We start from the raw sequence: 19,791 nt of genomic DNA, 5'->3' as shown, positions 1-19,791 counted from the left end.
CACCAAATACATTAACCAAATATCCTATTTAAATACGTTAATCCTCACTTCGTATCTTGCCTGAATTTCCTACTTGTTTTTTCTGGCCAGCGCAATGCCGTCGCCAAATGGAAGTACGCTTACCTCAAATTCCGGCAGACAGGCCAAGTTCTGCAGGAAATCCCTCATACAACCGACCATTCGATCATACTTTTGGTCAAAAACCGAACCAGGCACAACCCAGCCTCTGAATAGAACATTATCCGCCACCAGAACCCCGCCAGGGGAAATGAGCGGTGTGATAAGATCAAGGTAATCCAGGTACTCCCCTTTGGCTGCATCTACAAATATCAAATCATATGTTTCCGTCAGTTTCGGCAGGCAGTGCAGCGCATTCTCACAGCTGAAATCAACCAAATGGGCAAGCCCGGCCTTTTTCAGATATTCTTCTGCTCTGTTGAGCCTCCCTCTGTTCATATCCAGCGTATAAACCCTGCCTCCGGTTTCGGCTGCACCTCTGGCAAGATAAACGGTGGAATAACCGATCGCCGTACCGATCTCCAGAATACGCTTGGCATCCGTCATCTTGACCATTAGCTCAAGGAAGTGACCGACTGCCGGTGTAACCACAGGGATTGTTTCCTCCAAGGCAACGCCTTCCATCTCTTGAAGCAGCCCTTCCCTGGCAGGAAGCAATTCTTCGAGGTACCTTTCTAGTTCAAAAGGATAGAACAAACCATCACCCCAATATTTGATATTCTTTCCTTCCTGTCTCGTAAAGATTCTGCCCGAGACTGTCAATCAGGACAATGGCAGGAAAATCTTCGATAACAAGTCTCCGGACTGCCTCCGTTCCGAGTTCCGGATAGGCAATGACCTCAGCTTCCTTGATGCAGGAAGCCAGGAGTGCTCCCGCACCGCCGATCGCCCCAAAGTAGACTGCGCTGTTTTCCCTGATGGCCTGTATGACCTCAGGAGAACGAAGCCCTTTGCCGATCATCCCTTTTAAACCTTTGGCCAGCAGACTAGGAGAATAGGCATCCATTCTGCCACTGGTTGTCGGTCCGGCAGATCCGATAACTTTACCTGGAGAAGCCGGGGCGGGTCCCACAAAATAGATCACCTGTCCCTTAATATCAAAGGGCAGCCCCTCTCCCCGGCCCAAGGCCTCAACCATTTTCTTATGAGCCGCATCTCTTCCGGTATAGACGACTCCGCTGATCAGCACCTTTTCACCGCATCTGAGAGAAGCAGCAGTCGTATCATCCATCGGTGCCGAAATTTTCCGGGTTTCAACCGTTTTATCATTACTCACAGGAAGAAACCCTCCCTTCCAAAACTACCTGACGATGTCGGGTAACATGACAATTAATATTTACAGCTGCGGGCAGCCCTGCAATATGCGTCGGAAATACCTCAATATTTACGGCCAGTGCTGTCGTCCGGCCGCCAAAACCCTGGGGGCCTATCCCTAAATGATTAATTTTGGTCAGAAGCTCCTGTTCCAGCCGGGCATATTCCTCAACCGGATTCGATTCCCCGATCGGACGAAGCAGGGCCTTTTTAGCCAAATAGGCAGCCTTTTCCATCGTGCCTCCGAGTCCAACTCCGACCACGATGGGTGGACAGGGATTAGGCCCGGCTTTATCCACCGTTTCCACAATAAAATTCTTTACTGCAGGCAAACCATCCGAAGGCTTAAACATTTTCAAGGCACCCATGTTTTCGCTGCCAAACCCTTTCGGTGCAATCGCAATCCCAATCTTGTCCCCTGATACAATTTCATAATGAATAACCGCAGGTGTATTATCTCCGGTATTGATCCTGTTAAAAGGATCTTTGACGATAGATTTACGCAAAAAACCCTTTTCATAGCCCCTGCGTACGCCCTCATTCAAGGCTCCCGTCAAATCTCCGCCGATAATATGCAGGTCCTGGCCGACTTCTACAAACAATACCGCCATCCCGGTATCCTGACATATCGGTATATTCTCTTTGGCTGCAATCTCCGCATTTTCCAAAAGCTGCTGAAGCACTTCTCTGCCCTGTGAGGATTCCTCAATGCCAAGAGCCTTGTTCAAAGCATCAATAACATCCTGATTCAGAATACAGTTCGCCTCAATACACAGTCTCTCCACTGCGGAAATCACCTCGTTGACATGAATCTCTTTCACAATTTACCTCCGCTTTTTGTCCGGAACACTTTTATTCAGTATAGCGCAAATACGGGATTCAAGAAATATAACTTTTAAAAAAGGTTTGCCGTCAAAAAAAAAACATCTTTGCCAGGAAGATCTTACTTCGACAAAAATGTTCGATACCGTTGTATTCGACTTTTATTCTTTTCTGGAAAGCCTCTCATATTTATCGGATAAGGTTTCCAGAATGCCGATAATACGCATCCGGTCTTCCTGTTCAAAAGATTCCAGAATACTTTCAAGCCTTTCGGTCCTTGTCTCAATTACCGATTTGACCAGTTTTTCTCCCTTGGGTAAAATATTAAGCCTTACGATCCTGCGATCCCGTTTTTCCCTGATTCGCTCCACATAGCCGGCTCTTTCCAGCTTGTCAGCCAGATCCGTTGCCGTACTGCAGGCTGAAGAAATTTCCTTGCAAAGCTCACCCATCGTAATCTGGCCCTTTTCAAAAATAATCGTTAAAACTTCAAACTGCTGACGGGAAATACCAAACTTTTCTGCAAAATCACTCTTTTGCCTTTGGGTAGAAACGGTGAGCCTCTGAAGCAAATGGTCAAGATGACCTGCTAACTCTCTGTTCTCTAACATGCGAACACCCCACCTCAAAAAATCAAATAGATAACCCCTATATATAAGTATATATTAGCACATATCATTTTTACAGTATTTTACCATATTCCGGAAATTAACACTAGTAAAATTTTCATAATTCAAATATTATTGATGATTTTAACGATAGGTGTTATATAATTAATATCATAACGTATCTTGATCCTTTCAACAAATGGTAAAATATTGAAGTTATTGTCCAAAAAGATTGATTCCGCTTGGGGATACTTCAGCAGTTACTTCATCATCCTGCACGGTCCCTGAGGCGTAGCCGATCAAATCATTACGGTACCTTAAGTTCTCCAGACCGATTCCGCGATAGGTTTGAATGTCCTGCCCCTCGACCCGGATCTTCACGATTTGGGCAGTTTGAAACTGAGTCAAGGTGTTGACTAAACCATAAAGAGCAGTTTCGGCCGAGACATTGCTGTAAGGCTCAAGGAATTCCTTGCTAAGATCTACTGTGGCAATGCCGTTTTTGATTCCAATGTCCAATAACACCGTCTGAGGGTTCACCATCGGATAAGCGCTTGATTTTCCGGCCGGCCCCAGCAGCCATTGGCTTACTGTTTCGCGAGCCAGGCTCAGTGTCTTGGGAATTGTTCGGTTCTCTTCGATTAAGACTTTTCCGTCAGCATCTGCGAAATAAAGTTTTACAGTTTGTTCCGTCTGCTGAGATTCTGTAGTCACTTCAACCGTGTCTTCCTGAGCAGTCTTATCCAGAAGTTTGCTTAAAGGAGCATTACCTCCGCCTTCCTTGATCAGATCATTCAGGATATTGCAGCCGACCAGAAGTGTAATGACTGCGATCAACAGAATGAAAGTCAGCAGCAGCCGTATTTTTCTCATAGGAAGTTCTCCTTTCTAAATAATAATAAAAATGTCCGCTAAAAAGAAATTTCTAAAAAGATAATATGCTTTGTCCCAAAGAAATAGAATTCAGGGAGGTCAGAAAATATGAAAATAAGAGCCTTGTTGGTTGATGATGAATCCCCCGCCCGTAAAGAACTGCGTTATCTCTTGAAATCATTTGAAGACGTGCTAATTGTTGGGGAAGCAGAAAACGCGCTTGAAGCCATGGAACTAATTGACAGTGTCGACTATTCCGTTATTTTTCTTGATATCAATATGCCCGGCTTAAACGGCATTGAACTTGCCAGAAAGCTTTCCCAGAGCCCGAAACAACCGGCGGTGATTTTTACGACCGCCCATGAAGAATTTGCTTTTGATGCGTTCAGTGTTCATGCTTACGATTATCTTCTTAAGCCGATTCATCCGAAGCGGCTTGAAGAAGCCTTAAATACGGTAAGAAAGCGTAAAACGCCTGCTCCAGGTCAACCTAAAGCTGAACCGGTCAAGGAGGATATCCCTGAATTCAAACCCCTGGAAGTGATTGCTGCTGAATATAACGGGAAAACCATCCTGATTCGGCCGGAAGAAATTATATATATTTCCACAGATAAGGACAATGTTTACGTCAAAACAGAAGCTGACTTCTACCTGACTCGTTATACGCTGCGGGATTTGGAATCCAGACTCGATCCAAAAACTTTTTTCAGAACCCACCGCTGCTATCTGGTCAATATAAAAAAAATGAGGGAGCTTGTCCCTTACTTTAATGGTACGTATACTGTGATCGTGCAGGACAAGGACAAAAGCGAAGTCCCAGTCAGCCGCACTCAGGCCCGCCGACTCAAAGAGATCCTTGGGATATAGTACCATGTTAACCCTAATCTTCATATATTGACAGCAACGCTTTATTGCGGAAAATTGCTGCCACTATATGATCATTATACGGTTAATAAAGTACTAGAAAAAACGCTCCAGATAAAAGCCGATTTCTTTCCCCTGATAGGTCGGCTTTTTTTGTTTGGCCGCTGTATTCAGTGGCACAGCAGGCTTGCCGTCAACAGGAAGTGATGTGGATTCCTCGACATTAATAAAGCATAAAGGCGGAAACAAAACACACCACCAATTAGCCCCTTCAGCATTTCCTATCTTGATCTCTACCGCTTCGTAGTCTCCCGCCGGGAGTACAATATTACCATAAGATTTTGTTGGGAAAGCAAATACACCATAATCAAGGGTCACCGGATAGGTTTTTCCCCACTCTTTGACTACGCTCCTGGAAATCTCCAGTAACTGGCCTTCCATGCTCAGAAGGATTTCTCTGGATTCGGCCAGAGATTGTGATTCAGCCAGGTTCGGGGAAGCAGCCTTCAAAACTTCATCCCTTACCGCATATTTCAGCAGCTGATCCTGTTCACTGTCCGAATTCGCGATAACATGAAAGCGAATGAGACTTGTACTGTCATACGCTTCGGTTTCCGCACTGTTTGCTGACTGGCCGCCGGGATTGATCACCAAGAAACTAAAACACAAGACCAGGCAGACAATTAACTTTATTATGCTTTTATTCACAAATATCAACATTTAATTTCCCTCTCCCAATACCTTGTAAATCCTAAAATTATCATATATACAAAAAACTTCTTTCTATGTAAATTATTTCCAATAAAGAAGTTTTCTATTCAGTGCGTCTCAGAAGTTTTTAGGCAGTGCGAATATTTATTGAAGTCTGAAAATAAGATTCATAAGGCCCTGTCAAATTTGCTGACAATCTGCCGAAAGAATCGGGTGAAAAAATGCTCCTGGACTTTCAATCTCCGCTGTATCTGCTGTATATCAGTACAATTGCCGGGCTGGCCACAACAGCCGGCTGTCTGATTGTGCTTTTCCTGGGAGACCCTCCGGATTGGCTTCTGGCCGTTCTACTGTCCGCGGCAGGGGGCGTCATGTTTGCTGTAGTCGCCTTTGATCTTTTGCCGCTGGCTGCATCCTTCAAACAGCCGGGACTGCTCCTGGGCGGGATTTTGGCCGGCATGATACTGATGTCGTCTGCCGACAGACTGCTCAAAGCAAGAAATCGTCAACTTCCCAATAACAGATACAGCCGTCTGAAACGGATGGGCATCCTGATTGCCTCAGGCATAGCGCTTCATGATATACCTGAAGGAATGGCCATTGCTGCGGGGCACGAATCCGCCGGTCAATTGGGTACATTCATCGCCCTTGGTATTGCTCTGCATAACCTGCCTGAAGGAATGGCCACTGCTACACCTCTGGTAATGGCCGGGATCAGGAAACCGAAGATTCTAGCCCTGACTCTCCTGATTGCAATATTTACTCCGCTGGGTGCCTTGCTCGGCAGGATGGCCATGGAACTTGTCCATACCTCGCTCTGTTTTTTTGTGGCCCTGGCCGCTGGGGCAATGGTGTTTCTGGTTCTGGCCGAATTATGGCCGCTGTCCCGCGAAAACCACCCGGTCTGGGCCTTTCTTGGAGGAATAGGCGGATTTATTTTCTTCGGATTTATCTCCGTCTTCTTACCGCATTAATACCGCCGCTCCTTGCCATCCATGGTATGAGTGGAGCGCCAACTCTATCCTACGCATGCACGGTATGTATGAAGGTATAGACATAGCAATTTGCTATTCACAGGATCTTTATTCGGCATTGGTCCATCCGCGACGTCAAAAAGACAGCCCGAAGGCTGTCTCTGACTCTTTGTTAATACGTTAAATATTACTGCAGGACTGTGGCGGCATAATCGCCCATGGCCTGATAGCCGTCCTTATTCGGATATCTCCCGTCATCGGAATATTTTCTGAGGATCTCGTCCCCGTCGCCAAACAGCACCCCTTTAAAATCAAGTGCTGTAATCTTTTGTTCCTGTGCATAAGCCGTTTCCCATTCCCTGTATTGTTTATAGAGCTCATCCGTGTCAGGGAAAGGAATCGGCAGCACCAGGACAGGCTTGATTTGATTGGCCGTGGCTTTTTCGACCATGGCTTTGATATTGTTTTGGTATTCTTCCAATGGAGTTCCGCGGATCGCATCTCCAACGCCGGCAAAAATAATGACTGTGCCCGGTTTCTCAGCAATTACATCCTCTTCAAAGCGATCCAGCAGGCTGGATGCATTCTGATAAGTCTGACCAGCATTTACCACTTCTACTTTCAGGACATCCGCAAGATGCTGCGGCCAGGAACTACTTGGCTCACCCGGGTAACCGTATGTAAATGAATCACCCAGACACACCATTTTGGTATTGACAGTCGTACCGCTGCCATTCAAAACAGCATCACCGTCGGTATTGCCGGCTTTATTTTCTACACCGCCCTCATTACTTGCTCCGCTGTTCTGGACTGTTGAGCTGCCGCTGGCAGACTGTTCCGGTGTTCCTCCGTTCCAAACATTTACATACCCAAAGACCAATACAATAACAGCCATCAATACGGAAAGCTGAATAACCCTAATTTCCAAACGGTAAGTGCGCAATGTTCATTCCTCCTCATGGCAATATTTTTCTACATATTTCCCTTAAATCCTTCCCGAATAAAACTTTTTTCGTTTTTCGTTTCCTGTTGATTACAGTTTGTTTAGCATTTTAAGGCACTCCGGCATTTTGAACTGCATAACCTGATACATAAGGAGGTGCTTGATTCTTATGGAATACATTGTTAAAGCACGTGAACTCGGCGAAGCTCTTCTGCAAACGCCGGAAGTACAAAGGCTGAAAGAAGCAGAAGCCGAAATCCAAAACGACCCTGAAGCTGCCAAAGCTTTTGCGGCATATCAGGATAAAGAACGCCAAATCCTGACCGCTCAAATGTTCAGCAAAGTGGTATCTGAAAAGGATACCTTAGCGCTCATCGACTTAAAAATGCGCCTGATCAAACTATATCCTTCTATCCGAAGCTTCTTCTCCATTCAGCAGGATCTGGAGAAAATAATGGCAACTGTGAACCTGACGATCACAACCACAATTTACGGTATGCCCAGTGCCGAACAGCTGCCTTTCCCCAAAGAAATCCAAAATCTTGCCCAGCAACTTCTGGATACGATCGGTGGAGACAAAAACGGCCCTGCCATGACGATCCCGGAAGGCTTTCAAATCCCTGAAGGGCTCAATGTCTCCGAACTGCTAAGCCGGTTAAACCCCAAGAGCAAATAAATCACGTCTTATTCTGCCGTTTGTCTTTTCTTATTATAAGGGATAGGAGATTTTTCAAATGACGTTCTTGAACAGCTATCCATATCCGAATAATCAATTCTTTGGAAGTCCTTCCTCTGCAGAAATGTTCCTGCCCTTAACACCTATCCCTTTAACGTTCGCCCTTTTTCTGACTGACAGTTTGTTTCCGCAAAATAGATACAGCCCCACCGGAGCATTGCTGATACCGCTGAAAATATTAAATATTCCCCTCAGTTACCTGATTATTATTGCACTTGGACTCGCAACTTCTCTACTGGCAAAGTGGTCTTCTGCTTTCTCAGGAGTTTCTGCTCTCAGTCAATATCAGCAGGCTTATCCGGATATCAGGCTATTTCTTGATGGCCTGCCATCATCTTCCCAAACAAATGCTGCCGGAGCAGGTGGTAATAACACAGGAAATCAGCAGGAACCTGATACTCCGTTGGAACCGAGAGGTTTGGCGTTTAATTTGGCTTTGATTGCACCTTACTCCAGAGTGCCTCAAAGTATCGGCACCAAATTTGTATTGATTTATGGCATTGAAATGTTTGAAATTAAGAAGCTCCCAAAGACATTTATCCCCTTGCTTATCTTATTTATTTACTTCCTTCTCTACCCGAAATACAAAAATAATCCGAGTAATACGGAATAATTAAAAGGGGGTCAATGCAAAGAAATGTCTGCCGTATTCCATCACCGTAGTCAAATTTATCGAAACACCACTCCTGCCAAATCTTTGATTGGGGAAAAAATAATAGAGGCAGCGGTCCCTTTTTATATCTCCCTCCTGATCTCCAACGCACTCCATCCAAGTAACAACAGTCCAGTCGGCACCCTGATCATCCCGCTGACCAAAATCATGATTCCGCATGGGTATTTTATTATTATCGGTCTGGAACTTGCAACGGCCCTATTTTATAAATGGTCCGCTGTTCCGGTTTCAGCCCGAATATTCTTTCCGGGAGGATACGGTCAGTCCTTACCGGACATCAGTGCTATAAGGGAGGACCGAATACTTAGGCTCAAGATGACACAAACTCCGTTGATTCCGAAGGAAGGAATGACAATCAATGTTTCTTTTAGTGTCCCTTTTACGCCTGTGCAAAGCCGTGCTTCTACCTTATATGCTTTTAAGCTCAAATCCATCGACAATGTTTCGGGATACGTTGTACCGCTGGCTTCCCTTATTCTCTATGGCCTGCTGACCATTTTTGGCAGGACGGACACGGCCAATACGGCAAACGGCAGTTAATCATTAAAACGCACCTGACCTTTACGGCCACGTGCGTCTTATCTGGTACCATTAATATTTATTCGGACCCCAGCAAAGATGAACTTTGCTGCCCGTTATGAATCATTCGGCTCGTCGGCCGATACTTGCTGTATCGTCTGGCTCTTGGGTTGTTCTGTGACTTGAGCGGCCGGCTGAAATTCCAGTGGCTGTACCGGCGCCGGAGACGGTGGAGTTTGCATCATCGGACTTTGCATAGCTGAAACTTGTGAAGCAGGATTCTCCCCATAAACCGGTCCCTGCTGATATCCGCCCTGAGGCATATACGGTCGGTCATATCTTTGCCTGTTTGGCTGCATCTGCGTTCCCCACCGTGGATAAGCCTGCTGCGGATAAGTACGTTGCTGGGCGGCATACTGAGGATACTGCTGCTGTGAGTTCCGAAGATACTGAGGGTTCTGCGGATAATTGGGATACTGCTGATTTTGAGGCTGCTGTGAATATTGCGGAATCTGGGACTGTTGGGGCTGCTGGGGATACTGCTGAACTGGCGGCTGGGCAGGGATCTGCCCGGAATTTTGCCCGGGATCAGGCTGATTCTGGCTGATTTCATCTTTGCTGCCAAACCTGCTGCCGACAAATCCCCTCACCTTTCCCCACATATTGCTGCCGGCTTTTTTGACCGGTCCCAGCCCAGGGAAAAAGCCTTCTTTGACTTTCATGACAATAGGACCCTGCGGGGATTGCATGATGGACTGCGGACTCTCCAGTGAAATGACAACTTTGTCATAATGTACGAGCGGCACGGGACTTCTGAAATTAGCCTGATACATTCCATTACCGGCTGGTCTTAGCGTTCCGGCATAAAATCCGTTTTTTCCCTTGCCGTCAACCAGATAAGCCGCATAAACTGCCGGAGCGTGAGGACTGAATGTATGGGCGGGCGGTAGGTGCGCAATGACCGAAAAATTGTTATCCATTCCGATCGTCGCCATTCCGTTTCCGCTAAAGCCTTCCGAAGCGACCAAATTGAGCTGTCTCGGCGTCATACCCATCGATTCTCCGGGCATACCCCCAATACCCTGGGGAAAGATTCCTAACCCTTTGTTATGTCCGAACATCTTTTAACCTCCTCGTATGTTTACAAATTGCGCTGTGTTGTGCTATGTCATAATATGAAAAGCAGGCTGCAGCTGTGACACCGTGAAGCTTACTTAACTTTTTATATATAAGACCATTTTGTTAGAGCAAGTCTTCACGACAGAAGGCAGCTGCAGACAAATCTTTTGATTCGCTTCAGCTGCCTTCCTTTGAGGAAAGGACCCTAAGTCTTATAATTTTATAGCCATATACCCTTATTTGATCTTATTAACCATATATCTTCCTGTGTTAGACGCAGAAATTATGGTTTCCGATGTTTTTTACAACATCTAGGGTTTTGATCCAATTGTCGGTCGCTGTCCGCGGATTGTAATAGAAGAGAGCGCCCTCGCTTGGATCCTGCCCCTCAAGCGCTTCCAGCGCAGCCTGATAGGCCTCATCTCCCGGTGTCAGATCAATCTGCCTGTCAAGGACTGCAGAAAACTGTCCCGGCTGGTAAATGACCTCCCGGATCGTATCCGGGAACTTCGGGCTTTCCACCCTGTTCAGAACCACTGCCCCTACGGCAACCTGACCTTCAAAGCTTTCTCCACGAGCTTCCGCATAAATAATTTTTGCTAAAAGTATCACATCTTCCTGGTCATAAACAACTTGACTGCTGCGGGAAATATCCGAAGTAACCCTTTCAGGCTCCCTGGCTGAATCCACCGAATTAATTAAATCTGCTGAATCAGCCGATTCGGCCAGTTTAGCCGCCTCAATCACCGTATCTGATTTTATGTTTGCGGCAATAACTTTATTTTCCAAAGGTAGCTGTTCGATCACAAAGGAAATCTGATTTTCCGGCTGTCCGGAAAATTTGTCCAAAAGAATTCGAAATATACGATTCTCATTTGCTTTCGTCAGAATAATGTCTCTGGCATCTGACATGACATCCTCAAGGACAGTCTGTTGGATTTCCAATACCCGGGAATAGAGCAATTCTCTTGATTTTTCAGGTACAGCATATACTGTCTGGGCAGTAGCAGTCAGGATAATCGCCGTGGTCAGCATTACTGCCAAACCCTTCCGGCATCGTCGGTCTTCCAAAAAAAATCACCTCTTGGGATTAATCTATTTCTATTCTTTCCCATAAAAGGTGATTTTTATACGTTATTTGTTATAAGAATCACAAAGAAAAGTTATTTCACCGTTGTGGCTGACGCTACACCCCCGGTAATTGCCTGGCCCTTAGCATCCTTGATTGTAGGATGAATCACCAGCCAATATCCGGTATCGGCCTGAAGTTTCGTTGCCGGTTTCACAGTCATACGCTGCTGATTGACAAACGTGTATGCGCACTTGACTCTTTCTCCTGTAGCAGTATTGATCAGCTCAATGCTGTCTGCCGTTACGGAATTCCAATCCATTTCCCGGTTAAAGCTCACGTTGAATACCTTGTCAAGTGGGATATTCTTGAGATCTCCGGCCTTTTCATATCCCGGGTAGTAGATCTGCCAGCGGTCCTGGAGAACCTCTTCGGGGAATGGCTCCCAACCGTTCGGGCCTCCGAGTTTGAGTGTTGTGGTTACATAGGCTGAATCCAAGATTTTCTTGCCAATTGCCCAGTTTTCGGTTTGACGAAGCTCTTTTACCGAAAGCGGATAAACATAAGGGCCCGCCTCCAGCTGAATATACCCTGATTTATCTTGTGATTTATCTTCAGCCTTATGGTTTTTAAGCATCAAAACAGCCGTATTCAGCTCATTGACGCCGGTCAGATCCAAATGAGGCTTGATTCCGATCTCATCAATCGGGTTATAGTACGGAGAGAAAAACCTGTAAACGGACATTTTCAGATAGTCTCCGTTGCTTAATGGGATCAAAGCCTTAACCCGGCCTGAACCGTAGGTCGTTTCCCCGATGACGGTCGCCTTGCCATAGTCCTTCAGCGCAGCCGATGTAATCTCAGAAGCGCTTGCCGTGTACCCATTGATCAGCAAGACAATCGGCCCTTCCAACGTGAAAGCCTGCTTGACGGCTGTATCGACAATACCCAGGTTCCCCCTTGCCTTCATGATATACGCGCTTTTATCCCCGATAAAATAACCCAACAGCTCCATTGCCGCTTTTGTGTACCCTCCGGAGTTATTACGCAGGTCAATAATCCAGCAATCTACGCCTTTTTCCTGCAGGGCCAGGGCCTGCTTGCCAAACTGCGTTGCAACATCCTCGCCGAAGGAATTAACTGCGATATAGCCAATATGCCCTTCCAGCACCCGGCCTTCAGCCAGCGGCATCGCGATCTTCATCCGTACGACAGTGAAGCTCAGGATTTGAGCGTTTCTTTTGACTTTTATCCGAACCTTGGTTCCCTCCGGTCCCCGGAGTGTGCCGGCACAATATTCCGAGGTTTTTCCCGCCAGGGAATAGCCATCTGCTTCTAGAATAATGTCCCCTTGTTTGATTCCTGCCTTATCAGCTCCATAACCAGCAATGACCCGGGTAACCTTAACCCCCTGCTGTACCATTTCCAGTTCTATCCCGATTCCGGAAAAGGACATATTCAGTGAACTGATCATGTCATCATATTCGGCTGCGGTCATATACTCGGTGTATTTATCACCCAACCTTTGAAGCATCTTTTCGACCGTCGGCGCGTTCAGTACCTCATCCGAAACAACATCGACATATTGCTCCTGCAAAATTGTTCTGACTTCATCCAGGGCATCGTTTTCCGCGCCATAAGCCTGCAGCGGAAGTCCCAACCCCAGACAGAATACCAGAAGTACTGTCATCAAAAACCTTAGACTTTTGCCAAATTTCACGTTCTTTTTTCCCTCCTGTATGATTTGCAGGTCCGGCCTAAATTCAATGATCTTGCATGTTCAGGCTTCGTTTAAGTTTTGTTCAAAACTTTTTATCTTAGCAGTAATTCGACGAAAACGAGCATTACCCTTTCCGTTTCAGGATTATTTGTCATGCGCTTCCCAGACTTTGATTGCATATTCAAGGCTTTTCCGATAATATTATCTAAACAGGACTATTTTGAAAGCATATTTTTCTGATCATCGCTGATAAGAAAGGTTCGGACAATGTCAAATCTTCTTGATTACTCCAAAAAAGTATTTATCGCCGTATTAATCATTGTTGCAACCCTCGTCATTCCATATGGCCTTTATAAGATTCTTCCGCATTTTATGCCATTTGTCCTTGCTTACTTAACGGCCCTTTTTCTGGAACCTGCAGCAGCATGGTTGAGCAAGGTCTCTAGATTTAAAAGCAAGACACTCTCGGTGTCTGTGACTTACCTGTTTTTTCTTACCAGTATTGTTATTTTCCTCTATCTGATCATCAGTAAGCTCTATGTTCAGCTTTTGGACCTGCTTGACTTTATTCAATCGAACGGCCCGGCAATTCAGGTTTGGTTTTTGAACCTTACGGGGCGTATCCAGGAAACGATCGGATTGCTGCCTCCCGAAATAAACGATATGATCATGAAATGGATCAATGACCTGGCTAACATCAACCTGGTATCCGCGATCGGTTCCTCAACACTCAGTATCTCCACGGCGATACCGAACATGTTCTTCCTGTCGATTATCTACCTGGTATCCGTTTTCCTGTTCACATTCCAGTTAAGCAATATCCACCGTTTCTTCTACTCCTTCTTCAAAGATTCCTCCAAGCTGAAAGTCGCTTACGTCTTAAGTGATTTGCGCAATGCTACATTAGGGTTTTTTAAAGCGCAGATCATTTTGAGCACAATCACCTATATTATTGCTTTTGCCGGTCTCGCTATCCTCCATGTAAAATACGTGGCAGTCATTTCTTTGTTGATTGTAATCGTAGATATCCTGCCGATCCTCGGTACCGGATCCGTGCTCATGCCCTGGGCTGTTGTCTCACTTTTCCAGGATCGGCTGTTCTTGGCCGCAGGTCTGGTCATTCTGTATATCATTATCATTGTCGTACGGAGAGTGATTGAACCCAAAATACTGGGCGAGCGCATCGGTTTAAGCGCTTTGACGACCCTGATCAGTATCTGGATTGGTTTCAAAGTGATGGGGGTCCTCGGCGTATTCCTGTTCCCGCTGGCCTGTATTTTCTATAGGGCCCTTGTCAAGGTCGGCGTCATCAAGCTGAATTTTAAGATATAATGAAGCTATATTCGAGTCAACATTTTGCCTAATAAAAAAACAGGTACGTTCCCGAAGCCTTGAGTTCATCGGAAACGTACTTATTTTTTTAATTTTTTATGATCTGCTCACTATCTTCTGTTATCATTCGGCTTCGTTCCAATCCCCAATATCAGAACCTGAACGATTTTATCGTAGTCCGCTTCCTCAGGCATGGCCTCAGCAAATATTACCTTTTTGCCGCAATACTGCATGATTGTGCCCATGATTGCCGCCGAAGCAAATTCCGGATCAATATCAGCCCTGACTTCCCCTTGGTCTATGGCCAGTAGGACTTGCTTTTTGATAATCTCTCCGACCCGGATATTCTGTTCGATAAAGACCGCTCCCATTTCCCGGGCCATAATCTTAGAGCAGGACATCATCCTGGCAATCGGCATATGCTCCTTGACCAGCTCTGCCTGATATTTTGCCAGAACTCTGATTTTTTCTTTGAAAGAGCCTCCTTTTTCCAAAATGTCCTGAATATTGCGTCCATGCTCTTCGCAGTTATAAACGGCCATCTCCTCAAAGAGCTGTTGCTTGCTGTCAAAATATTCATAAACGGTCCCTTTGCCGATCCCGGCTTCTTTGGCGACATCGTCCATTTTTGTTCCTTCAAAGCCTTTGATATAAAATACTTTGCTGGCTGCTCGTAGGATTTCAGTTTTTTTCCGTTCCTTGGTCACCGTTGTTCCCCCCTTTATCCGATCCGATGCCTGTAAAATCTAATTCTCCATCTTTTAATTACAGCTTTTTTTGAGTAAAGCTTTTTCTCTTATTACAGGTTAAAGGGTATGCTGATCCGTGTTTACTGAGATTACCGGTTTGGTCTTTTTGTCTTTTCTGAATTTGCGTTTGAATTTGTTGGACAGATCATCCGTGAAAGAATACATGACCGGAATCAGCACCAGGGTAACCAGGGTTGAAAATAGGAGACCTGTGATAACGACAATGGCCATCGGCGCCTGAAACTCCGAGCCTTCCCCGATCCCGAGTGAAAGCGGCAGCATGGCCAGAACAGTCGTTAGCGTCGTCATGATGATCGGCCGCAAGCGGATCGGTCCTGCATTAATGATTGCCTCATGCACGTCCTCCTTGTACGTTCTTCGTCGTGTATTGATATAGTCGACCAGAACGATGGCATTGGAAACAACGATACCGGCTAGCATGATCACCCCGATAATCGCCATAACGCTTAACGGTTTGCCGGTGATGAATAATCCTAAGAACGCTCCGGCAAATCCAAGCGGGATGGAAAACATGATGACAAACGGATAAACCAGCGACTCAAACTGGGAAGCCATGACCATATAGACCAGAATCACGGCAAGTCCGAGCGCAAGGAACAGGTCACTGAATGCATCGACCATTTCCTGCTGCTGTCCGCCCATTTCATAGGTATAATTATTCGGCATCCGGTAATCTGCCAACGCCGTCTGAATATCTTTGGAGACACTGCCGACGTCCCTGCCGCTGATCTGACCGGAGACCGTCAGGGTCCTCGCCTGGTTGTCCCTGCTGATGCTGACAGGACCGCGGCTGACGGATACATCCGCCACTTCCCCCAACGTAACGGTATAGCCGAGGCTCGTGGTAATGGGAATTTGCTCAAGGGCTTGGAGATTCCGGTTAAACGTTTCGTCCCCTTTGATCTTTACATCGATTTCGGTCCCATTGTATTTGAACTGTGTCGCGGTTGCCCCGCTGATCGATGCTTTTACCGCAGAGGCGATTGTTCCGGCACTCAGACCATACTGGCTGGCCGCCTTACGGTCCACGTTGATTTCAACTTCCGGTATTCCGTCTTCATAGCTGGATTTAACTTCGCGGGTTCCCGGGACTTTCTTAATCACGGTGACAAAATCGTCTCCGATCTTCTTCAGCTGATCCAGATCTTCACCTTTGATGGTGATGCTGATCGGATCACCGGCACTCATCACGGACTGGCTTGCTGCAACACTGGTTTTGGCCCCGGGTACGTCCTTAATCCGGTCCCGGATTTCATCGGAGATCTCCACGACGCCGCGTTTCCGATCCGTTAAAGGAAGCAGCTTCACAGTAAAGGTACCAACGTTGCCTTGTGCGCCTGTCAGGCTCATGGTTCCGGATGATCCGGCATCCAGGAAGATGGTATCGATCTCGGGAATATCTTCTATCTTCGTTTCAATTTCACGCATGACCGCCGAGGTATCGCCGACCTTTGCCCCGTCAGGAAGCGTAACGCTGATCGAGAGCATGCCTTCATCCGTCGTCGGGAAGAATTCTGTCCCAACAGCGGCAACAGAGGCAATGGAAACGACAAAGATAATGGTTGTAGCGATAAAAACGCGTTTCCGGTGGCCCAGAGCCCATCTGAGCAGTTTCTTATACCCCTGGAGCAGCGCTTCATAGCCCTGGTCAAATTTATCGTGGGCTTTCGCCAGGAACGCAGGCGTACGGAAGAATCCCTTGCCACTTTCTTCATCTTCCGCTGCATCTGTTATGTCTACTTTCACTGTCTCGGATGTTTCGGATGCTTCAGCTGTTTCGGTTTGTGTATATGCTTTATCCGTTTCCCCCGTCTTCCCTGCATCAATAAAACCAGCATTATGATTCTTCCGCTCTACTTTCAGCAGCTTGGAAGCGAGCATCGGGACAACCGTCATCGAAACAACCAGCGATGCTCCGAGCGAAAACGCGATCGTCAAGGCAAACTGCCGGAATAGTGTGGAGGTTAATCCCTGGACAAAGACAATCGGCAAAAAGACTGCGACCGTCGTCAGCGTGGAAGCCATGACAGCGATGATTACTTCCGAAGATCCTTTCACTGCCGCTTCGACCCTGGAATAGCCGTTCTGTCGGAAGCGGTAGATATTTTCGAGCACCACGACCGAATCGTCAACCAGACGGCCAATACCAAGCATTAATCCACCCAGCGTCATCAGATTCAGCGTAATGCCGGTAAAATATAACAGACAAAACGTCGCAATAATGGAAATCGGGATAGCTGAAGCAATAATCAGGGTAGAACGGATATTTCGCAGGAAAATGTACAGGACCAGTACCGCCAGGAGAGCGCCGATAACCCCATGCTCCGCGACCGAATACAAAGAAGCCTTGATATAGGCCGCGTTGTCCATAACCACCGTAATCTTGACGTCTTTTAGTTCATCCTGGATTTTGTCGATCTCTACATAGGCTGCTTCCGCAACTTGGACTGTATTGGCGTCGGAACGTTTTTGGATCGAAATATTGACACCGGGATTGCCGTTCGCTTTGGAAATGGTTGTCTGCTGATCCGGCTTTAATTCGATATCGGCTAAATCTTTCAGCTGAACATTTCCGCCGGTAGGCAGCGGAATAAGCAGCTGCTCGATCTCAGCCACCGACATGAATTCCCCGGTCGTTTTGACAGTCAGCTCCTGGGTCCCTTTCTTGACCGTACCTCCGGGCAGGTTGACATTCTCCGAAGCCAGGATTCCCTGAAGGTAAGCGAGGCTAATGCCATAACCGGCTAATTTCTCACTTTTTGTCCGGATTTCAATAATATCCTTGGTTCCGCCGGTCACGGACACGGAAGCAACCCCTTCCGCTCTTTCCAGTCTCGGTTGGATCGTATCTTCCGACAGGGTTTGCAGTTCGGAGAGACTCATCGTCGATGACGAAATAGAAAGCGTCAAGACCGGGGTTGAATTCATATTGAGTTTCAAGACCATGGGGCTGCTGACGCCGTCGGGGAAGTAATCTTTAATCAGGTCAATTTTTTCTCTGAGGTCGAGGGCAACCTGATCCATATCGACTCCATAATTAAACTCCAGAATAACAAGCGAACTGCCTTCCGAAGTGATGGAGCTGATATTTTTGACATTCTGGGCTGTGGAAACAGCCTTTTCGATTGGCTGCGTGACCAGGTTTTCAATCTCCTGAGGGCCTGCACCGTTATACGATGTACTCACGATTGCATAAGGCAATTCCATTTCGGGCATCAAGTCCAGCGGAATACGCGTGAAGGACACAAATCCGAGAATGATGATAATAAAAACCAGCATCAGGACTGTAACAGGGCGTTTTACCGACGTTTCAGATATTTTCACTTCTGAACGCCTCCCCCTGTTTGCGCCGAAGCTGCCGTATCCGTCGTTTCCTGAGCAACCTGCTTGCCGTCAACAGTTACGACTTTGATTTCCGTACCATCCTGTACAAAGTTCTGCCCTTTGATAATGACGATGTCCCCTTCCGTCAGTCCGCCGACGATCTCCGTCTCGGTGCCGCTCTCAAGTCCTGTCGTTACTTCCATCTCGGCTGCAGCATTATCTTTGGCAACATACACGACGTCTTTTCCGCCGTGAAAAATCACCGCATCGGTCGGCACAGCCAGGACATTATCTTTGCCGGCAATGTTTAAGGTCACATTGGCAAACATGCCGGGTTTGATCATGCTGTCTTTATTGTCAATGTAGGTTTTTAGCGTATATTTCCCCTGGGCATTGGCTGCGATACTTACACTGTCAATAGCCCCTTTGACTTTCACTAAAGCTGCAGGCACTTCAATCTGGACAGATTGGCCGCTGCGCACACGGTTAATCTCCTGCTCGCTAATGCTGACCGTTACAAATACTTTGCTCAGGTCCACCACCCTGGCCGGAGAAACGGCGCTCGTTACCATCGACCCAATTTTCACATCGAGCGCCGTAAGGACACCGTCGATCGGCGCCTTGACATCCATATCATTCAGGGCTTTCTGCGCCGCGTCATAAGCAGCCTTGGCCTGAGCCAGTTGGCCTTTATACGTTTCCTGAACCGCATCCGAAGCCGCCACAGCAGCCTGATCAAGCTCCGACTTGCTGACGGCGCCGATTTCATAGAGCTGTTTCATATTCTCATAATTCTTTTTACTGTTTTCATAATTGGCCATATTGGTTTCATAGCCGGCCTGCGCCAGCTGATAGGCCGCTGAAGCCTGGTTATAGCTGGACATCAGATCGGTTTTATCAAGGCTGAAAAGTACCTGGCCCTTGCTGACACGATCCCCAACTTTGGTATAGACCGCCGCCACTTTGGCCGGGGTGCCGACGACCACGGAAGCTTCTTTATCCGCTTCAACTTTGCCGCTTAAGGTAATCGCAGAAGAGATGCTCTGTTTATGTAAGGTCAACGCTTCCACCGGGACATAATTCTGTCTGTTTTGTTCTGCCGCCTTCTTTTCAGCAGCAGATTGTATCGCACCGTAGATTCTTACCCCGACCAGAAGGACAAGCAGGATTGCAATCACGGTAATGATCATTTTCTTCTTCCCAATCGGTTTTTTCAAGTCCGGGCTGCCACCCTGCTCAGACCGTTTCATTTTGAATTTCATTTTTCTACTCCCCCGTAAATCAATATCTTTCTAAGTCTATTCTTTTTAGGACATATTCATGAATGTCGCGGTTGCGGCCGTGGCCGTCGCGACCGACTGGTCAGTCGGCACGTCGCCTCTCTTATCTTATCTTCCTTTGT

At 46.8% G+C, this 19,791-nt stretch carries 19 protein-coding genes; 6 read left to right on the top strand and 13 right to left on the bottom strand.

Annotation, left to right across the window (positions count from 1 at the left end; all coding sequences use genetic code 11):
• Nucleotides 1–69: 69 nt before the first annotated feature.
• The 5 genes from A7D23_RS14255 to A7D23_RS14235 form a co-directional block, all read right to left on the bottom strand.
• A complete protein-coding gene (locus A7D23_RS14255) occupies nucleotides 70–714 on the bottom strand; it encodes an O-methyltransferase (RefSeq protein WP_025206142.1) in 645 nt (214 codons plus the stop codon).
• Nucleotides 715–718: 4 nt separating this feature from the next.
• Nucleotides 719–1,294: a Fe-S-containing hydro-lyase gene (locus A7D23_RS14250; protein ID WP_025206143.1), complete on the bottom strand. Its 576-nt coding sequence runs from the start codon at nucleotides 1,292–1,294 to the stop codon at nucleotides 719–721.
• On the bottom strand, nucleotides 1,287–2,153 hold the full coding sequence (locus tag A7D23_RS14245) for a fumarate hydratase (RefSeq protein WP_025206144.1): 867 nt from the start codon (nucleotides 2,151–2,153) through the stop codon (nucleotides 1,287–1,289). The genes A7D23_RS14250 and A7D23_RS14245 overlap by 8 nt, the downstream gene beginning before the upstream one ends.
• A gap of 162 nt (nucleotides 2,154–2,315) precedes the next feature.
• A complete protein-coding gene (locus A7D23_RS14240; protein ID WP_019224748.1) occupies nucleotides 2,316–2,765 on the bottom strand; it encodes a MarR family transcriptional regulator in 450 nt (149 codons plus the stop codon).
• 213 nt (nucleotides 2,766–2,978) lie between these two features.
• The gene (locus A7D23_RS14235; protein ID WP_025206145.1) at nucleotides 2,979–3,635 is read right to left on the bottom strand and encodes a GerMN domain-containing protein; all 657 of its coding nucleotides are present in this window, start codon (nucleotides 3,633–3,635) and stop codon (nucleotides 2,979–2,981) included.
• 108 nt (nucleotides 3,636–3,743) lie between these two features.
• Between A7D23_RS14235 and A7D23_RS14230 the strand changes: the two genes are divergently transcribed.
• On the top strand, nucleotides 3,744–4,502 hold the full coding sequence (locus tag A7D23_RS14230; RefSeq protein ID WP_025206146.1) for a LytTR family DNA-binding domain-containing protein: 759 nt from the start codon (nucleotides 3,744–3,746) through the stop codon (nucleotides 4,500–4,502).
• Nucleotides 4,503–4,595: 93 nt separating this feature from the next.
• Here A7D23_RS14230 and spoIIR read toward each other — a convergent pair whose 3' ends face one another.
• Nucleotides 4,596–5,219: a stage II sporulation protein R gene (spoIIR, locus tag A7D23_RS14225; RefSeq protein WP_025206147.1), complete on the bottom strand. Its 624-nt coding sequence runs from the start codon at nucleotides 5,217–5,219 to the stop codon at nucleotides 4,596–4,598.
• A gap of 212 nt (nucleotides 5,220–5,431) precedes the next feature.
• Here spoIIR and A7D23_RS14220 point away from each other — a divergent pair, with 212 nt between their 5' ends.
• Nucleotides 5,432–6,184 (top strand): ZIP family metal transporter, encoded by a 753-nt coding sequence (locus A7D23_RS14220; RefSeq protein WP_025206148.1) that lies wholly within the window; start codon nucleotides 5,432–5,434, stop codon nucleotides 6,182–6,184.
• A gap of 187 nt (nucleotides 6,185–6,371) precedes the next feature.
• Here the strand turns inward: A7D23_RS14220 and A7D23_RS14215 are convergent, their stop codons facing one another.
• Nucleotides 6,372–7,127, bottom strand: a complete 756-nt coding sequence (locus A7D23_RS14215) for a GDSL-type esterase/lipase family protein (RefSeq protein ID WP_025206149.1) — start codon at nucleotides 7,125–7,127, stop codon at nucleotides 6,372–6,374.
• A 169-nt stretch (nucleotides 7,128–7,296) separates the two neighbouring features.
• On the opposite strand from A7D23_RS14215, the gene A7D23_RS14210 reads away from it, so the two are divergent.
• The 3 genes from A7D23_RS14210 to A7D23_RS14200 are packed head-to-tail and all read left to right on the top strand — an operon-like array spanning nucleotide 7,297 to nucleotide 9,076.
• Nucleotides 7,297–7,803, top strand: coding sequence for a YlbF family regulator (locus tag A7D23_RS14210; protein ID WP_019224742.1), 507 nt, complete (start codon nucleotides 7,297–7,299; stop codon nucleotides 7,801–7,803).
• A 58-nt stretch (nucleotides 7,804–7,861) separates the two neighbouring features.
• A complete protein-coding gene (locus A7D23_RS14205) occupies nucleotides 7,862–8,476 on the top strand; it encodes a hypothetical protein (protein ID WP_025206150.1) in 615 nt (204 codons plus the stop codon).
• A 24-nt stretch (nucleotides 8,477–8,500) separates the two neighbouring features.
• Nucleotides 8,501–9,076: a hypothetical protein gene (locus A7D23_RS14200; protein WP_019224740.1), complete on the top strand. Its 576-nt coding sequence runs from the start codon at nucleotides 8,501–8,503 to the stop codon at nucleotides 9,074–9,076.
• A gap of 95 nt (nucleotides 9,077–9,171) precedes the next feature.
• Here A7D23_RS14200 and A7D23_RS14195 read toward each other — a convergent pair whose 3' ends face one another.
• The 3 genes from A7D23_RS14195 to A7D23_RS14185 all read right to left on the bottom strand — a co-directional run bounded on the left by A7D23_RS14195 (nucleotide 9,172) and on the right by A7D23_RS14185 (nucleotide 12,963).
• Nucleotides 9,172–10,176: a hypothetical protein gene (locus A7D23_RS14195; RefSeq protein ID WP_025206151.1), complete on the bottom strand. Its 1,005-nt coding sequence runs from the start codon at nucleotides 10,174–10,176 to the stop codon at nucleotides 9,172–9,174.
• 268 nt (nucleotides 10,177–10,444) lie between these two features.
• On the bottom strand, nucleotides 10,445–11,245 hold the full coding sequence (locus A7D23_RS14190) for a cell wall hydrolase (RefSeq protein WP_068884200.1): 801 nt from the start codon (nucleotides 11,243–11,245) through the stop codon (nucleotides 10,445–10,447).
• Between the two features lie 92 nt (nucleotides 11,246–11,337).
• Nucleotides 11,338–12,963, bottom strand: a complete 1,626-nt coding sequence (locus A7D23_RS14185) for a S41 family peptidase (protein WP_068884198.1) — start codon at nucleotides 12,961–12,963, stop codon at nucleotides 11,338–11,340.
• A gap of 267 nt (nucleotides 12,964–13,230) precedes the next feature.
• On the opposite strand from A7D23_RS14185, the gene ytvI reads away from it, so the two are divergent.
• Nucleotides 13,231–14,295: a sporulation integral membrane protein YtvI gene (gene ytvI / locus A7D23_RS14180; RefSeq protein ID WP_068884196.1), complete on the top strand. Its 1,065-nt coding sequence runs from the start codon at nucleotides 13,231–13,233 to the stop codon at nucleotides 14,293–14,295.
• Between the two features lie 110 nt (nucleotides 14,296–14,405).
• On the opposite strand, the gene A7D23_RS14175 is transcribed toward ytvI, so the two are convergent.
• The 3 genes from A7D23_RS14175 to A7D23_RS14165 form a co-directional block, all read right to left on the bottom strand.
• Complete coding sequence (locus tag A7D23_RS14175; protein WP_068884195.1) at nucleotides 14,406–15,002, bottom strand: TetR/AcrR family transcriptional regulator; 597 nt, start codon at nucleotides 15,000–15,002, stop codon at nucleotides 14,406–14,408.
• A gap of 99 nt (nucleotides 15,003–15,101) precedes the next feature.
• Complete coding sequence (locus A7D23_RS14170; protein WP_068884194.1) at nucleotides 15,102–18,389, bottom strand: efflux RND transporter permease subunit; 3,288 nt, start codon at nucleotides 18,387–18,389, stop codon at nucleotides 15,102–15,104.
• Entirely contained in the window at nucleotides 18,386–19,651 is a 1,266-nt protein-coding gene (locus A7D23_RS14165) for an efflux RND transporter periplasmic adaptor subunit (protein ID WP_068884192.1), read from the bottom strand. The genes A7D23_RS14170 and A7D23_RS14165 overlap by 4 nt, the downstream gene beginning before the upstream one ends.
• Nucleotides 19,652–19,791: the final 140 nt, after the last annotated feature.

The organism is Dehalobacter sp. TeCB1, from assembly GCF_001707455.1.
GTDB lineage: Bacteria > Bacillota > Desulfitobacteriia > Desulfitobacteriales > Syntrophobotulaceae > Dehalobacter > Dehalobacter restrictus.
This window is presented reverse-complemented; position numbering and strand designations above follow the sequence as displayed.

Coding starts and splice junctions, on each gene's coding strand:
- A7D23_RS14240 (WP_019224748.1), bottom strand. CDS start 2,765: ATGTTAGAGAACAGAGAGTTAGCAGGTCATCTTGACCATTTGCTTCAG.
- A7D23_RS14235 (WP_025206145.1), bottom strand. CDS start 3,635: ATGAGAAAAATACGGCTGCTGCTGACTTTCATTCTGTTGATCGCAGTC.
- A7D23_RS14230 (WP_025206146.1), top strand. CDS start 3,744: ATGAAAATAAGAGCCTTGTTGGTTGATGATGAATCCCCCGCCCGTAAA.
- spoIIR (WP_025206147.1), bottom strand. CDS start 5,219: ATGTTGATATTTGTGAATAAAAGCATAATAAAGTTAATTGTCTGCCTG.
- A7D23_RS14220 (WP_025206148.1), top strand. CDS start 5,432: ATGCTCCTGGACTTTCAATCTCCGCTGTATCTGCTGTATATCAGTACA.
- A7D23_RS14210 (WP_019224742.1), top strand. CDS start 7,297: ATGGAATACATTGTTAAAGCACGTGAACTCGGCGAAGCTCTTCTGCAA.
- A7D23_RS14205 (WP_025206150.1), top strand. CDS start 7,862: ATGACGTTCTTGAACAGCTATCCATATCCGAATAATCAATTCTTTGGA.
- A7D23_RS14200 (WP_019224740.1), top strand. CDS start 8,501: ATGTCTGCCGTATTCCATCACCGTAGTCAAATTTATCGAAACACCACT.
- A7D23_RS14195 (WP_025206151.1), bottom strand. CDS start 10,176: ATGTTCGGACATAACAAAGGGTTAGGAATCTTTCCCCAGGGTATTGGG.
- ytvI (WP_068884196.1), top strand. CDS start 13,231: ATGTCAAATCTTCTTGATTACTCCAAAAAAGTATTTATCGCCGTATTA.
- A7D23_RS14165 (WP_068884192.1), bottom strand. CDS start 19,651: ATGAAATTCAAAATGAAACGGTCTGAGCAGGGTGGCAGCCCGGACTTG.